Here is a 15,095-nt window from a genome sequence, read left to right as displayed (position 1 = left end):
GGCGATAGGCTTTGCAGTTTTTAAAAATGAATTATCAGAATTTTGGAAACTGCTAGTGAATGTAGTCACTCTGATTCGGAATCAATTTTAAGGAAAATCATATGTTTAAACTCATCAGCGCAACACCTAGTCCATACGCACGTAAGGTACGCATTGCATTGGCCGAAAAAAAGATACCTTTCGAACTGATCACCGAAATTCCATGGCATGACACAACCAGTACCCCGCGCTACAATCCATTGGAAAAGCTCCCGGTATTGATTCTTGAGGACGGATCTGGCGTCTATGAATCAAGCTATATTCTGGAATATCTGGAGTTGAAATATCCTCAAATACCGCTACTGCCACAGGATATCGATGAACGGCTTATTGCGCGAAAACTGGAGGTGCTATGCGATGGCATATGCGATGCGGTTGTGCTCACGCTGTTCGAGAAAACACGTGAAGGTGGCGGAAGCCCAGAATGGCTTGCGCGTCAGCGTCGAAAAATTGAGGGTGGTTTGGCTGAGATGGCTAAAATTGTTGGCTCACGGAATGTCGCAGTAGGTGAACATTTTGGACTTGGCGACATTGCTGTTGGTACGGCTGTCGGCTATCTCTCGGTACGCTTTCAGGAACTGCCGTGGCGCACGCTGTATCCAGAGCTTGCATTATTTAATGATCGGCTTGACTTGCGACCATCGTTTAAGGATTCGGTCCCTTATGCGCAAACCATTACGGCTAAAATTATGTAGGATGTCTTCTTGCAACACTCGCGCACTCATATAGAGTAAAAAATATTACTCAGCGACAAGCCTGATGTATACAAATAGTACAGCCATTAAAATAGCACCACTTTACGCTATTCAGCACGGTGCTATTCTATTCTTAGACTCTAGTTGTATACGATCACGCGTCGGCGATTATTTTTGATATGGATATCCGATAGCGCTACGTGGCCCTACTCTCCCGCATCCCGTATTTTATTGAGTGCGTCGTCAATCCGCTCGACACCGATCACGGTTAAACCTTCGATTTTATGTTTCGGTACATTCGATTTTGGAATGACCGCAATCGAAAATCCTAATTTTGCTGCTTCACGCAAGCGTTCCTGCCCCCGTGGCGCTGGCCGAATTTCACCGGCTAGTCCAACTTCACCAAAGACAACTAAACCACGCGGTAGCGGCTTATTGCGCATGGATGAATTAATCGCCAGCAATACCGCCAGATCAGCCGCCGGTTCAGTAATTTTTACACCACCGACCGCATTGATAAACACATCCTGATCAAATGCAGCGATCCCGGCGTGACGATGCAAAACTGCCAGTAACATGGCGAGTCTGTTTTGGTCAAGACCGACCGACAGACGACGTGCGTTGGGCGCATGCGATGCATCGACCAGCGCCTGAATTTCAACAAGCAAAGGGCGTGTTCCTTCCTGCGTGACCATCACACAGGAACCGGCCACAGCGACATCGTGTTGCGAGAGAAATAATGCGGAAGGATTAGACACGCCCTTCAGCCCTTTTTCGGTCATTGCAAAAACACCTAACTCATTGACCGCACCAAATCGATTTTTGACAGCGCGCACCAGACGGAAGCTGGAATGGGTATCGCCCTCGAAATACAGGACGGTATCGACGATATGCTCCAAAACGCGCGGTCCCGCTAATGCGCCCTCTTTTGTCACATGACCGACCATGATGATGGTGATGCCGGTCTGCTTGGCAACGCGGGTTAACTGCGCTGCGCATTCACGCACTTGCGCGACCGAACCGGGCGCAGAAGACAGAGCGTCGGAGTAGACGGTCTGAATCGAATCGATCACCACCACTTCTGGCTTGTGCTCAACCAAGGTGCTGAGAATTTTTTCTAACTGAATTTCTGCCTGTAATTTAAGGTCTTTGGCGTCTACCGCCAGCCGTTTGCCGCGCATGGCAATTTGCGCACCCGACTCTTCGCCGCTGACGTACAGCACTTTTTTGACACGAGAGAGATTTGCCAGCGCCTGCAATAGCAACGTCGACTTACCGATACCGGGATCGCCGCCGATTAATACTACGCCGCCAGCCACCAAACCGCCTCCCAGCACGCGATCAAACTCTTCGATTCCTGTGCCAAAACGTGGGATATCAATCGCATCGATATCCGACAAACTGACTACCGGCGCGGTCTGTGCCAAGCCTTGATGCTGAATTGAAAACCGATTGCTGCCGGATTCGACGATGGTTTCGACCAACGTGTTCCACTGTCCGCAGGCTGGACATTGCCCAGTCCATTTGTTAGCAACGCCGCCGCATTCGGTGCAGGTGTAATTGGTTTTTGCTTTGGCCATCAGGATCGGAATCGTTTCTATAAAAAAGGGACAAACCAGAGCGCGACCATGGCTAAGAAAGGCGACAATCTCAACTTGGTGCAACGCTTAATAATGTTCGGTAAGCGGAACGTTTAATAACAGTGGTCTCGTTGAGGCCACTCCAAAACATATTTAATATGGCTCGGAAAATATGAGGTGAAACGATGGAAATAAAGAACAAAACAGCTAAGTCACAAACTAAGTCACCAAAAGCCGATGCTGATTGAGGAATATTGCTGACACCACGGGCTGGTAAGCATACAAACTAAATTTAACATTAACACACGCTAAAACAAACCTTACTCAGGTGCATCAACAGTCATCCTCAATCCTTACATTGCTCCTTCAATCGCCCATCGCTTCAGATCTCGATAAATCGAACGCGCGGTGCAACAGCGCAGAGTAACTCATAACCGATAGTACCGGCCGCGTGTGCGACCTCATCAACGGATAGCGCACTTCCCCACAGCACCACTTCGCTACCCACATGCGCACCCGGTACGTTCGTGAGATCGACCGAGAACATGTCCATCGATACCCGTCCGACGGTGCTAGTCCGAACACCATCCACGATCACTGGCGTACCGGTTGGTGCATGACGCGGGTATCCGTCGGCATAACCGCAGGCAACGACACCTACAATCATCGGTTCGTCCGCAACAAAACGGCTGCCGTAGCCGATCGCTTCTCCGACGGCAACTTTCTGCATACCGATAATCCTGCTAGTCAACGTCATCGCAGCGCGCAGACCGAACGATTCTGCGGTTCCACCACCCGGCGTTGCGCCGTATAACATGACGCCGGGCCGAACCCAATCAGAGCGTAACTCGGGGTGCATCAAATCGGCGGCTGAATTGGCTACACTATGATCGCCCGGAAGGTCGGCAATTCCGCGCTCAAAACGGGCGAGCTGCTGTTCTAACGGCAGTCCGGGGTTAAAGGGATCGTCGGCATTAGCGAGATGGGTCATTAACGTGATGCTGCCAATTTCCGGCATTGCACGCAGACGTTGGTATGCCGCACGGAAAGCTTCGGGCGCAAAACCGAGACGGTTCATGCCGCTATTCATTTTAAGATGAATCGATAACTTGTAAGGCACTTGTTGCTTTGGCAATGCATGCTCCAGTAATGCAATTTGCTCATCACAATGGACGGTGGTTTCTAGTTTTGCGCTGATAACAAGATCGAGGTCATCCGCATCAAAGAATCCTTCCAATAATAATATCGGCTTTTTCCAGCCAAGTTCACGCAGCTGCACTGCATAATCCGGCTCAATTAAGGCTAGTCCGTCGGCTTCGGCAAAGGCGCGCACTCCCCGCTCCAGACCGTGACCGTAGGCATTTGCTTTAACGACTGCCCAGACTTTGGCGTGCGGCGCACGCGCTTTGGCGATGCGCAAATTATGTTGTAAGGCTGAAATATCAACGCTGGCAAGAATAGGCCTTGGCATAAGAATGGCTGTCTCATGAAAATGTGATTGACTGCCTATTTTACCGGATGCCAAGGCAACACGAATCCTCCATTTTTTATTCAAGGAAATAACTTAAAGTCAAACAATAGACGGGCAAATCGGTGCATTAATGTTGGCCCAACGTTGGACCAACGTTCTTTACAAGCAAATTGGAATACAAGCTTGCCTTAAACTTGGGCGAGCGATATTTTCATGGTATAAAGCATGCCGGGGACACTAAGAACAACATTTTTAAGATGCGAATGAATCGCGGTTTTTACACCATCATGGCGGCGCAGTTTTTTTCTTCGCTGGCTGACAACGCCCTGCTTATAGCGGCGATAGCATTATTGATTGAAATGTCGTCACCGACCTGGATGACGCCGTTACTCAAATTGTTTTTTGTCTTGTCTTACGTCGTTTTAGCGCCTTTTGTCGGCGCGTTCGCCGATTCACTGCCCAAAGGGCGCGTGATGTTCGTGACCAATTTAATCAAAATTTTCGGTTGCGTGATGATGTTTTTCAGCATCCATCCATTACTTTCCTATGCAATGGTGGGCTTCGGTGCCGCAGCATATTCCCCTGCTAAATACGGTATTCTGACCGAATTGTTACCGGCAGAAAAACTGGTAGCCGCAAATGGCTGGATTGAAGGTTTAACGGTCTCATCCATCATTCTTGGCACAGTAATGGGTGGCGCGCTGGTCAATCCGCATGTCTCGGCGGTACTTTTGACGCTGCATGTGCCGATCCTTAACTGGAGTCCGAATACACCAACTCAGGCGGCACTTAGCGTGATCGCTGGCCTTTACATTGTAGCCACCATCTTTAATCTGAAAATTCCGGATACAGGCGTGCGTTATCCGCATCAGGAGCGCAATCCAATCAAACTGGTCGCTGACTTTGCCCGCTGCAATGCCACGCTCTGGAAAGATAAACTGGGACAAATTTCTCTCGCTGTCACCACGTTGTTTTGGGGCGCGGGTGCCACGCTGCAATTCATCGTGCTGAAATGGGCGGAGAAGTCACTTCATATGCCCCTTGATAAAGCGGCAATTTTACAAGGCGTCGTTGCAGTAGGCGTTGCTATCGGGGCCGTGGCGGCCGCCCGCTTTGTCCCACTAAAGAAGTCGCTGTCCGTGATGCCGATGGGCATCGTCATGGGCTTGGTTGTCATGTCAATGACACTTGTTCACTCAATTTGGGTGGCCTATCCGTTATTAGTGCTGATTGGTGCGCTTTCTGGCTACTTTGTAGTGCCAATGAACGCCTTGCTCCAGCATCGTGGTCACGTCCTGATGAGCGCCGGCCACTCGATCGCAGTACAAAATTACAATGAGAACTTGTCAGTATTAACCATGTTGGTACTGTATGCAGTAATGGTAAAACTAGATTTGAACGTCAATCTGGTCATCATCATGTTTGGTGTCTTTGTATCCGGCACCATGTTTTTGGTGATGCGCAAACATTCTGCCAATCAACGAGAGCATGATTCGCTGGCTTTGATCGGTGAGCACAAACATTGAGGCGCTGATTGATTCTCTGAATATGATTCTCTGAATAGATTGAGTTGTACGGGAAGGGATTGAATTGTAGAAGTGGGACGTTTACCCATCTACTCCGGTTTTACAAATCGTTCATAACAGCTTGATGCCAACGGAGTCAGGACTTAAGTGCAACCTTCACCGTCGCCAGTCTTCGCGTCGTTGCAGCTCGCGTCGCCCAATCGTCTGGCACGATAAATCCCCTTCTGCTCTCTAATCCCTCGTTATCGCAGACCCGTAAAGTTGCCAGTAATACCGGTCCGCTGTCCTGATTAAAATGCAACAACAGGGCATTACTTAGCTCAGCAGCAGTTAACGTATCTGTAAGAGACGCCTTTGCAGGTGCCAACCAGCGTTGTTTCGGCAGAATCAGATAACGAAAGTTGTCATCAATCACAAGCTGCGACCACGCGCACCAATAACCACGGCAATGTCCAGCCGAAACACCTAGCCCAGTGGGAACAATGAATCCATCATGTTGATAAAACAGCCAACCTTTGATTAGGGCCAGAGCAGAAACTACTGGTTCGGTTAAATACGCTGTAGCCACTGGATTCTGCGACAACATCAATTGGCGACTAAGAATTTTCTGGATTTTTTGGCCTAACGAATCTGTGAGATTAGGGCCAATAAAATCATCGGCCACTAAATTACCGTCTACCGTTTCCAGCAGATAAAATTTGGTAGCAAATTCCCAATGGACTAAGCCGGATGGCTGCCGTAAAAGAAAGTCAAATTCACCGACGGTAGATCCTTTTTCGGTTCTGACCTGCAACCCATGGGCGACCAATATTTCTTGTTGCTGAAAATAAAATGCCATCAACTTTTCTGCATACAGTCCCAGCCGCGTGGATGAAAGAGTATCCATAAAAGCATGTAAAACCTGAAGCTTTTCGGGCTTGCTATCCAGCGCCTCAAGCCATGTCGCCCAGCGTTGATTTACTTTAAGATTGCCATCATCCGCGCGCCCGATGTGGGCAATCTTGCCCTGCCATTGCGATGCCTGGGTATTCAGTAAATCGGGAGAGTCAAGCAGCCAGGCAAGCGCTCTGACGTGGTGATCATTGAGGTGATTCCAGCGCTGATGAAACCGGCCCTGAAAGCCATCCCAATGGTCCGAGGACGCCTGCGGAAAGGATGTCGACGTGCTGCGGCTATTCGAGAACGGGCGCATGGCAGGTCATCGCGAGGCACAAATCACTCCATACTTTGGCTTTATCTGCTGGCTTACGCAATAAATAGGCGGGATGATAAGTCACCACCAACGGCAATCCAGCATAACGATGTATCGTCCCACGCAATGAGGCGACCAGCGTTGACGGATCTAATGCCAACAGTGCCAGCGCCGCTGTTTTACCTAAAGCGACCAAAACAGTGGGCTCGATAAGCGCAATCTGCCGCTGGAGATGCGGCAGACATGCGGCGATTTCTTCGGCTGACGGTGATCGGTCATGACCTTCATCATTGGTAGGGCGACATTTGACGATATTAGCGATGTAGGCATTCTCGCCGCGCTTGACACCTATCGCTAAAAGCATATTGTCGAGCAATTTGCCAGCCGGGCCGACAAATGGCTCGCCAACTTGATCTTCGGACTGACCCGGTCCCTCTCCAATGAATAGCCATTTGGCGCGTTCGTCACCGACACCAAATACCGTATGCGCACGACCGTGGCACAAACCGCAGCGGGTGCATTCACTCACTGCAGCCTTAAGTTGCCGCCAATCCATTCCAGCGATATCGGCTAGAACCGTGTCGGAGTCGGTCGCAATATTCTGCGGTATTTGCTGCAATGGATCGAATGTAGTCGGCGCTGTAGATATCGGCAACGATGTCTCTTCCCAGGCTGACATTAAATCGTCTGCTTCAGCTTGGGCACCAGGCGCTTGCGCTGCTGGCAGCGCAAGCGCTGGAGTTAATATTATAGCAACACTATCAACAAATTCCGCCTTTAGGATCGCAGGCGCCAGAGCAACTATTGTACCAACAGGAGCATTCGCAATCTCGGCTATCAAGACCTCTGGCTGGGTTACCAGTTGCACAATCTCAGCGTGACGTCGCACCCACAAAGGACCGACACCGCACTCGTCAAGAAAAATAGCACGCCGCGTCGAGGTATTCATAACGACAACCTCATGACGATGGCGTCTTCACGTTGATTACCAGCAGCGGGATAATACGATGGCCGCCGGCCAATCTCGATGAAACCAAAGCGCTGATAAATGACGATAGCGCGGGGATTGGATGGTCGCACTTCCAGAAGCACTGACGCCATAGCGTGTTCTCGTGCCAGCAGCGCGACCTTATCAAGTAACTGCATACCAATACCACGCCCCTGATAATTGGCGTGGACACTGATGTTTAATAAATGTGCTTCATCCACAACGTACATCATAAAAAAATAGCCAAGCAATTCTTGATTGGCATGGCGTAGTGTCCAGCATTGATAACCATGCGCGATGGAATCAACAAAATTACCATGCGTCCATGGATGCGAATACACCCGATTTTCGATTTCGACCACTTCCTCCAGGTCATCAATTGACATGGGCATGAAAGAAAATGGCGATAGTAAAGTATCGTTACTTTTATCGTTACTTTTATCGTTACTTATTGGTCCCAGGCTCGCACTCATACTGCCACCTTGGCAGCGCGTTCTGCTGTAGTAAAAGCCACTTTATTGCGAAGATAAAGCGGCTGTGCCTCAACCGCTGGCAGACCTAGACCTTGTTCAAATGCCTTTAAACCAAGCCGTGCGATTTGCCGCGCATGTGGCATGAGTCCAGGCTGTGCATTTGCGGCAAATGGGGCCGCAGCAAACAGTTCGGCGTAAGCCGACAATCCATTGCCACACGCCAGTAGTGCCGATGGCGTATTTAGCACCAACGTATCTAACGGTAATACGTGTGCGGGTGCGGAAAGCGTTGGCTCAACAACAATCTCCCATGCATCATTGGTATAGCGATACTGTGCCCAGTAAACCTCGCCCATGCGGGCATCCAGAATACTCAGCACTTCATTGGCACCAACTGCCTCCTGACAAGCTTGCGCCATGGCGGCCAAAGTGACTATCGGCAATACCGGCAGGGCAGCGCCAAACGCCAGCCCCTGAACAATACCGCAAGCAGTCCGAACCCCGGTAAACGAACCGGGGCCGATACCGAATGCCAGCGCATCACATTGCGCCAGGCTGATACCGGCTTCAGCCAGCAGGCTTTGTACCATGGGTAAAATGGTGTGGGAATGGGTTTGAACGCCGGCGGATTCACGGCTAAATACCTGACCATCGCGCAGTAGCGCAGCGGAGGCAAGTTCGGTTGAAGTTTCGATGGCTAGAATAATCGGCATAGCCACTATTTTACCGCGCCAGACCGATCCAGCGCAGTTTCAATCGATGGTTCTCATCGCGACATTGAATAAATTTTGCCTGTACACCACTCTTACGCCTCAGAAGCCGTTTTGAACACCCCAAGAAAAGTCTAGTCACGGTAAAATAGAGTAATGCCTGTCCTGATTATTGATAACGAAAATCGCCCCCAACTTGCTCAGATTCTGGCTGATGACGGCTGGGTGGTCGCTTGCCTTTGCGCTGCATGGTGTGGGAGTTGTCGTGAATATCAAATAAACTTTACGGCATTGGCGCACCGCCACCCTGATACGCGATTTGTTTGGATTGATATTGAGGATCAAGCCGATCTTATGGATGATCTTGACGTCGATGATTTTCCGACATTGCTGATTCAGCGTGGTCAAGTCGTCACATTTCTTGGTCCCGTCGAACTCGACCTGCGGTTAGCTGAACGTATATTCTTGGCGCAACATAAAAAATCACCAGCCGATCTGGCCGCTGAAGCTCACAGCACCGCCGAACGACGTCATTGGCAAAGCAATGGCAATTTGGTATTACGGCTTCAAAACGCTGTTGCAAAAAAAAACCTCTCCTAAGCTCGTTGCGGACTATCGCGTCAGCGCCTTAACTTAGGTTTCAGATGGTGTAAATATCAAAATATGCGGTTATGGCCCTCGAAACAGGAAATTTTTGAGTCCCGTTTAGCATCGAACCATTAAGCCTAATAAATCCTGCCGCTAATTTTGAGCGCGTCCTAAAACAATATTACCCCGCCAACCAGGGATCGCGATCTGGATACGGAAATTCAGCCATCATAAAGTCAACAAAACTGCGGACTTTGGCTGACAATAACCGTCTACTCGGATACACCAATTGCACCGAAACCTTGCTGATGGGATGATCCGCCAGGACCCGTACCAGACTCCCTGTTCGCAGATCATCGCCGAGCGAATACGAACTGCGCATCGCAATTCCCATTCCGGCAAGAGCGCAATGACGCAACAAGTCAGCATTATTCGACATCACCTTGCTCGTAATCGGTACAGTCGAGACCCCATCTGGCGAGTGGAAACTCCAATGATGGCGGAGATGCTCTAAAGAGAAATTGAGGCACGCATGGTGCTGAAGATCTTCGGGTAGTTGAGGACTACCGTGTTTGCGCAGATAATCGGGCGAAGCACATAACAATACTTCGGCAATCCCCAATTGGCGGGCTACCATGCTGACGTCGAACTTCTGAAATACCGTAAAAATACCAACATCGAAACCTTCTTCGACCAAATCGACCGTACGATCCGACATTGTGACGTCAAGCGCGACATCTGGGTATTGCATAGAATATTTGGGTAATAAGCGGGTTAATTGCAATTGCCCAAAGCTAATTTGAGAATAGATATTTAAGGTTCCTGCAGGCCTTTTGGATACTGCTGAAGCAACCGCATCAGCTTCGTCTATCTCGGCAAGTATGCTGCGTACGCGCTCCAAATAAGCTTGCCCGGTTTCGGTCAATGACATTCGACGTGTTGATCGATTCAATAAACGCGTGCCGAGATGGTTTTCCAAATCAGCAACGTGACGGGTAACGACCGCATTGGACAGCTCCATAACTTTGGCCGCGCCAACAAAACTACCCTGCTCCACCACTTTTGAAAATACCCGCATTGACTGTAGGCGATCCATATTTTTATGCATCCTTTATGAGATTTACTACATTTTAAGTCATCTAAATCTGGTGTTTACTCAATCTAACTATCTACCTGTGCGTGCATTTTTTTATCATCAGGTACGCCAAAAATGTTACCAATAGCAAATGGGGCTCCATGATCTGACTTTTAAGCAAAAACCAAATCATTCATTAAACGCTTAGCCGCAACGGCAAATCACGCAGACGCTTACCGGTTAACGCAAATACTGCATTCGCTACGGCAGGCGCGATGGGTGGCACTCCCGGCTCACCAACACCTTGCGGCGCTTCAAGGCTAGGCATAATCACCGTTTCAATTACTGGCACCTGATGTATTCGCAAGACCGCGTAATCATTGAAATTTTGCTGTACCACTTCGCCATTCTTTATTGTCACCTCGCCGAGTAGCGCCGCACTCAAACCAAAGACGACAGCCGACTCCATCTGCTGGACGATAATATTGGGATTCACCGCGAGACCACAATCGATTACGCACACTACTTTATGCACTTTAATATTTGGTATCTGATCATTCTCAATCGAAATTTCAGCCACCTGCGCCACGATACTCCCAAATGACTGATGTAACGCGATACCGTGAGCGCGACCAGTGCTCGGGTGTCCAGCCCGAGCCAACGCCAGTTCCAGGACCGCACGGTGACGTGGATGATTTTTTAATAGATTTAGTCGAAACTGTGCTGGATCAAGACCTGCTGCATACGCCAGCTCATCAATAAAACTCTCTTTAAAAAAAGCATTATGCGAGTGCCCGACCGAACGCCAATTTCCCAACGGGACGGCGCTGGGAACAATGACATGCGCGATCTCCTGATGCGGGATTTCATATTGCATGTCGAACTCACCTTCTGCCGCCGCCTTATCCGGTCCGATCAAAGGAAATCCTAAATTACGATGTACAAACTGCTGAGTGACAGAGCCGCTGGCAGATTTATTTTTATACCAGAGTATCCGGCCTGTGGCATCGAGTGCCGCCGAAAAATGGGCGACTGCGGCAGGCCGATAAACATCATGCGTCATGTCATCTTCACGAGTCCAGATCATTTGTACGGGCTTACCATCGGCCTGCTTAGCAATCGCGACCGCCTGCACAATCATGTCGATTTCCAGCCGCCGCCCAAAACCACCGCCCAAATACAGTTCGGTGATGGTCACATCCTCGATCTTGACACCTGCGAGTTTAGCGGCACTGGCGACCGCCATGCTCGGCACTTGGGTCGACACCCACAAATTGACTTTGCCATCTTTGACCTGCGCGGTGCAGTTGACTGGCTCCATTGTTGCGTGCGCAAGGAAGGGGGCAGAATACATCGCCTCCACCGTATGCAACGCCGCTCCCCTACTTACGTCAGAAATCAGGCCATCGGTACGGTGATAGATATGCCCTGATTCTGTGGCCAATTTTTCTCTTAGTTCCCGAAAAATGGCGGCAGTGGACAGAGACCGATTCTCAGCGTCGTCCCAGGTAAGCCGCAATTTTTCCGCACCCTGTTTTGCTTGCCAAAAAGTTTTTGCGATAACGGCAACACCGGCTGCGGCCCCAAAGTGAGGAAGAATTACTGATGAAAAATCGACCGTTTTAATCACGCCTGGTGTGCGCAACGTTTCCGACGCGTCAAATTGTCGCAGTCGCGCTCCGATCACGGGCGCCATCTTGACTGCTGCAAATAGCAAATCAGGTGGTCGAGCGTCAATCCCAAAAATCGCCTTTCCGTTGATCTTGCAAGCGGTATCGCGCCGCGCCTGAGGCTGCCCGATTAATGTAAAATCCTCCACACGCTTGAGCGATACATTGCCCGGCGTCATCGCAGCAGCCCTCGCTGCCAGACTGCCATAACTGGCACGCCGTCCATTAGCATGACTCACCACCCCGTCGGCGGTAGTGCACTCGGTGGATGCTACCTGCCATTCTTGTGCTGCCGCCTGTATCAACATGGCACGCGCAGTCGCACCAGCCTCGCGCATCGGTTGCCATGCATCCCGCACGCTGCTTGAGCCACCGGTCAAGACGATACCCATTTCACTACCAACTTTAGTCATCAGCCATTGCGCACTGAGTTTTAATAACCCATCATCATCTGGATGAAAAGGTAACATCTCGGAAAAAAGGGCGACGTTACCAAATATACGGTCCAACGGCGCTTGCTCTATACGGACCATGCTAAGTGGCACATCCAGCTCTTCTGCGATTAGCATTGGTAGCGCGGTATGGACTCCTTGGCCCATTTCACAGCGTGCTATTGCCACAGTAACCATTCCGTCCGGGGCGATCTTGAGCCAGCCGTTCAATGCTATCTCTCCACTCTTTGTCCGCATCGGAAGATGACTATTCAAGCGTTGTCGCGGCGGCATGACACCCCATCCGAGGATAAATGCCGCAGTCACACCAGCGCCAATACCTATCCCACTCAGCAGGAAGCGACGCCGCGATTTTTTATGGGCTTGCACTGATCGGTCTTCCTTGTGATTTCAAACGCAATTTCAGGTTTGATTTGAAGATTGCTACTTGGCAGATGCATATCGTCATATTCTGTCAAATTAGTTTGCTGCGACGTCGGAAAGCTATCTTGGCGAAGGCACGTTAATAGCGTAAAAGACCGTCAACGTAAAAAGACTATCGTCACCAGTCCGAGCGCTACCAATGTCAATGCCAGCGAGAGTGTGGCAATCCAATTGGCACGTCGCACCTGGTTGTGCGTTGTCGATAAAGTCTGTTCGAGCGCAGAAATGGATGATTGTAATTGTTCGGCAAGTGCCTTGGCGTTTTGAATATTCTGCAAGGAGGCATTTTGCAATTCAGCTACTTGCTGTTGCAAAATCTCTATCTGGCTACTTTCGCTCCCACCTTTACGTTTCGTAAAAGCTGGCTTGGCGGCTGTAATAATGTCACCAAGATAAGGAAGAATAGCCTTTGCTACGGGTAACCATGCCGCCATATTTTTCTCCTTATATTGTCAAATATTGATAACGATGCTCCTATTCTGGCATTAAAAAATATGGGCGTCACTAGGTGTAAAGTCGCCATGATGCAGTAAACGTCCCGCCGCAATCGTGATAGTTTGCCGACATTGCACCGCGATGGACGTGTCGTGCGTGACAAGCACCAGAGTCGAACCGCGCTCCTGATTGAGATCAAACATCAGTTGTATCACCGCGTCACCGGTAGCGGCATCGAGACTGCCAGTCGGTTCGTCAGCAAACAAAAGCGGTGGTTCTGTGACAAAAGCGCGGGCTAACGCCACTCGCTGCTGCTCGCCGCCGGACAAGTATTTTGGGTAATGACGCAAGCGACTTGCCAATCCAACGCGCCCGAGCATAATCTCAGCTTTTTCTTTAGCGCTGGGATCGCCATGCAGTTCTAATGGCAGCATGACATTTTCCAAGGCATTCAAATGCGTCAACAATTGAAAGGATTGAAACACGAAACCGAGCTTTTTCTTGCGTACTCCAGCACGACCATCCTCATCCAGCGCAAAAATATCTACGCCATCAATGAGGACTGTTCCACTTGATGGGGTATCAAGACCAGCCAACAATCCCAGCAAAGTTGACTTGCCGGAGCCGGAAGCGCCGACAATTGCCAGCGTCGTCCCAGCCTGAACGGTAAAATTGATGTCATTGAGAATCACAAGTTCTCCACTAGCGTCAGCTACCCGTTTGGTCAGGTTTTGCGCAACTATCGAAAAATCGGTGCTGGACATGGTAGCTTGTAGATCAGATGAATTAATCGAAGAGGATAGTGGCATGCGGATTATCAGTCAAAAATGTGGAAACGTTATTCGGGACGGGCGCGCGCAAGCATTATTAACGCCAGATCGACCGACAAAACTTAACGGCATCCGCGAAATCAGCGGTATAAGCAGTATCAACGGTATCAATAGCTTCAATGGCTTAGAGCAAGCATTAAAACATAAGCCAATAAAACAGTTAAAACTTAATGCCTGGCAATCCAATATCTTACGACGCAGCGTTTTAGCAATCATCACGCTCAGTGCATTTGCTTCAAGTGGAGGAAACATTGCTTCAGCAGCAACGAGCGACCATTCTGCATCAAAATCGGTTCTGGTGTTGGGTGACAGTCTATCAGCTGAATATGGCTTGGCCCGCGGCACCGGTTGGGTGGCACTTCTACAAAAACGCCTTAAGACTGAAAACATCCCTATCGACGTGATCAATGCCAGTATCAGCGGCGATACCACAAGCGGTGGCAACGCCCGCTTACCAGCACTGCTGAAGCAGCGCCCCAATATCGTGATCATTGAACTTGGTGCAAATGATGCATTACGCGGCCTTCAATTAAAGGCGACAGAATCAAACTTACTCGCAATGATAGCAGCGGCACAAAAAGTGAATGCAAAAATCCTGCTAATCGGAATGCGCATACCACCCAACTATGGGCCCGACTATACAAACAAATTTTTCGCACTATATTCAACCTTAGCCAAGCAGACTAAAGTCCCTTTAGTGCCATTTTTGCTGGAAGGCGTTGCCAATAAACCGGAGTGGTTTCAAGCGGACCGCATGCACCCGACAGCGGAAGCACACCTAACCATCCTGAACAACGTTTGGCCGAAATTACAACCCTTAATGAAAGCAACGCTCTCCTCAGCAAAATAATCGATGCTGATTTCCTGGAATCGCCGGCGATGGAGATTTGTTTTTAAAGGCATCTTCCCAAGATAAGATCACTGGCTGACAACTTCTCTTCGGAGCGG

At 49.7% G+C, this 15,095-nt stretch carries 14 protein-coding genes; 4 read left to right on the top strand and 10 right to left on the bottom strand.

Features of this window, described 5'->3' with window-relative positions:
* The first annotated feature begins 101 nt into the window (after positions 1 to 101).
* Positions 102 to 734 carry a glutathione S-transferase family protein gene (locus ACXX82_RS20370; RefSeq protein WP_322237882.1) on the top strand — a complete coding sequence of 211 codons (633 nt, stop codon included), beginning with the start codon at positions 102 to 104 and terminating at the stop codon, positions 732 to 734.
* A 206-nt stretch (positions 735 to 940) separates the two neighbouring features.
* On the opposite strand, the gene radA is transcribed toward ACXX82_RS20370, so the two are convergent.
* Positions 941 to 2,314 (bottom strand): DNA repair protein RadA, encoded by a 1,374-nt coding sequence (radA, locus tag ACXX82_RS20365; protein ID WP_323506379.1) that lies wholly within the window; start codon positions 2,312 to 2,314, stop codon positions 941 to 943.
* Between the two features lie 382 nt (positions 2,315 to 2,696).
* On the bottom strand, positions 2,697 to 3,785 hold the full coding sequence (alr, locus tag ACXX82_RS20360) for an alanine racemase (RefSeq protein ID WP_322237878.1): 1,089 nt from the start codon (positions 3,783 to 3,785) through the stop codon (positions 2,697 to 2,699).
* A gap of 263 nt (positions 3,786 to 4,048) precedes the next feature.
* On the opposite strand from alr, the gene lplT reads away from it, so the two are divergent.
* Entirely contained in the window at positions 4,049 to 5,311 is a 1,263-nt protein-coding gene (gene lplT / locus ACXX82_RS20355) for a lysophospholipid transporter LplT (protein WP_322237876.1), read from the top strand.
* Positions 5,312 to 5,447: 136 nt separating this feature from the next.
* Here lplT and ACXX82_RS20350 read toward each other — a convergent pair whose 3' ends face one another.
* From ACXX82_RS20350 to tsaB, 4 genes are read right to left on the bottom strand one after another with little or no spacing between them, the layout of a single operon-like run.
* Positions 5,448 to 6,503, bottom strand: coding sequence for a DUF1853 family protein (locus ACXX82_RS20350; RefSeq protein ID WP_458563587.1), 1,056 nt, complete (start codon positions 6,501 to 6,503; stop codon positions 5,448 to 5,450).
* Positions 6,484 to 7,452 (bottom strand): uracil-DNA glycosylase, encoded by a 969-nt coding sequence (locus tag ACXX82_RS20345; RefSeq protein ID WP_323506381.1) that lies wholly within the window; start codon positions 7,450 to 7,452, stop codon positions 6,484 to 6,486. Before ACXX82_RS20345 ends, ACXX82_RS20350 begins: the two co-directional genes overlap by 20 nt.
* Entirely contained in the window at positions 7,449 to 7,964 is a 516-nt protein-coding gene (gene rimI / locus ACXX82_RS20340) for a ribosomal protein S18-alanine N-acetyltransferase (RefSeq protein ID WP_323506382.1), read from the bottom strand. Before rimI ends, ACXX82_RS20345 begins: the two co-directional genes overlap by 4 nt.
* Positions 7,961 to 8,677, bottom strand: coding sequence for a tRNA (adenosine(37)-N6)-threonylcarbamoyltransferase complex dimerization subunit type 1 TsaB (gene tsaB / locus ACXX82_RS20335; RefSeq protein ID WP_322237871.1), 717 nt, complete (start codon positions 8,675 to 8,677; stop codon positions 7,961 to 7,963). The genes rimI and tsaB overlap by 4 nt, the downstream gene beginning before the upstream one ends.
* A gap of 153 nt (positions 8,678 to 8,830) precedes the next feature.
* On the opposite strand from tsaB, the gene ACXX82_RS20330 reads away from it, so the two are divergent.
* Positions 8,831 to 9,274 (top strand): thioredoxin domain-containing protein, encoded by a 444-nt coding sequence (locus tag ACXX82_RS20330; protein WP_322237869.1) that lies wholly within the window; start codon positions 8,831 to 8,833, stop codon positions 9,272 to 9,274.
* Positions 9,275 to 9,443: 169 nt separating this feature from the next.
* Here ACXX82_RS20330 and ACXX82_RS20325 read toward each other — a convergent pair whose 3' ends face one another.
* From ACXX82_RS20325 to ACXX82_RS20310, 4 genes are all read right to left on the bottom strand, one after another.
* Positions 9,444 to 10,358 carry a LysR family transcriptional regulator gene (locus ACXX82_RS20325; RefSeq protein WP_322237867.1) on the bottom strand — a complete coding sequence of 305 codons (915 nt, stop codon included), beginning with the start codon at positions 10,356 to 10,358 and terminating at the stop codon, positions 9,444 to 9,446.
* Positions 10,359 to 10,533: 175 nt separating this feature from the next.
* A complete protein-coding gene (locus tag ACXX82_RS20320; RefSeq protein ID WP_458564033.1) occupies positions 10,534 to 12,732 on the bottom strand; it encodes a xanthine dehydrogenase family protein molybdopterin-binding subunit in 2,199 nt (732 codons plus the stop codon).
* Between the two features lie 248 nt (positions 12,733 to 12,980).
* Positions 12,981 to 13,316 (bottom strand): hypothetical protein, encoded by a 336-nt coding sequence (locus tag ACXX82_RS20315; RefSeq protein WP_458563586.1) that lies wholly within the window; start codon positions 13,314 to 13,316, stop codon positions 12,981 to 12,983.
* 51 nt (positions 13,317 to 13,367) lie between these two features.
* Positions 13,368 to 14,081: an ABC transporter ATP-binding protein gene (locus ACXX82_RS20310; protein ID WP_322240603.1), complete on the bottom strand. Its 714-nt coding sequence runs from the start codon at positions 14,079 to 14,081 to the stop codon at positions 13,368 to 13,370.
* Between the two features lie 280 nt (positions 14,082 to 14,361).
* Here ACXX82_RS20310 and ACXX82_RS20305 point away from each other — a divergent pair, with 280 nt between their 5' ends.
* Positions 14,362 to 14,997 (top strand): arylesterase, encoded by a 636-nt coding sequence (locus ACXX82_RS20305; protein ID WP_416186878.1) that lies wholly within the window; start codon positions 14,362 to 14,364, stop codon positions 14,995 to 14,997.
* Positions 14,998 to 15,095 lie beyond the last annotated feature (98 nt).

The organism is Glaciimonas sp. GNP009 (genome assembly GCF_054343755.1).
Note: the sequence above shows the minus strand (reverse complement) of the source record. Positions and strands in the feature narration are given on the sequence as shown.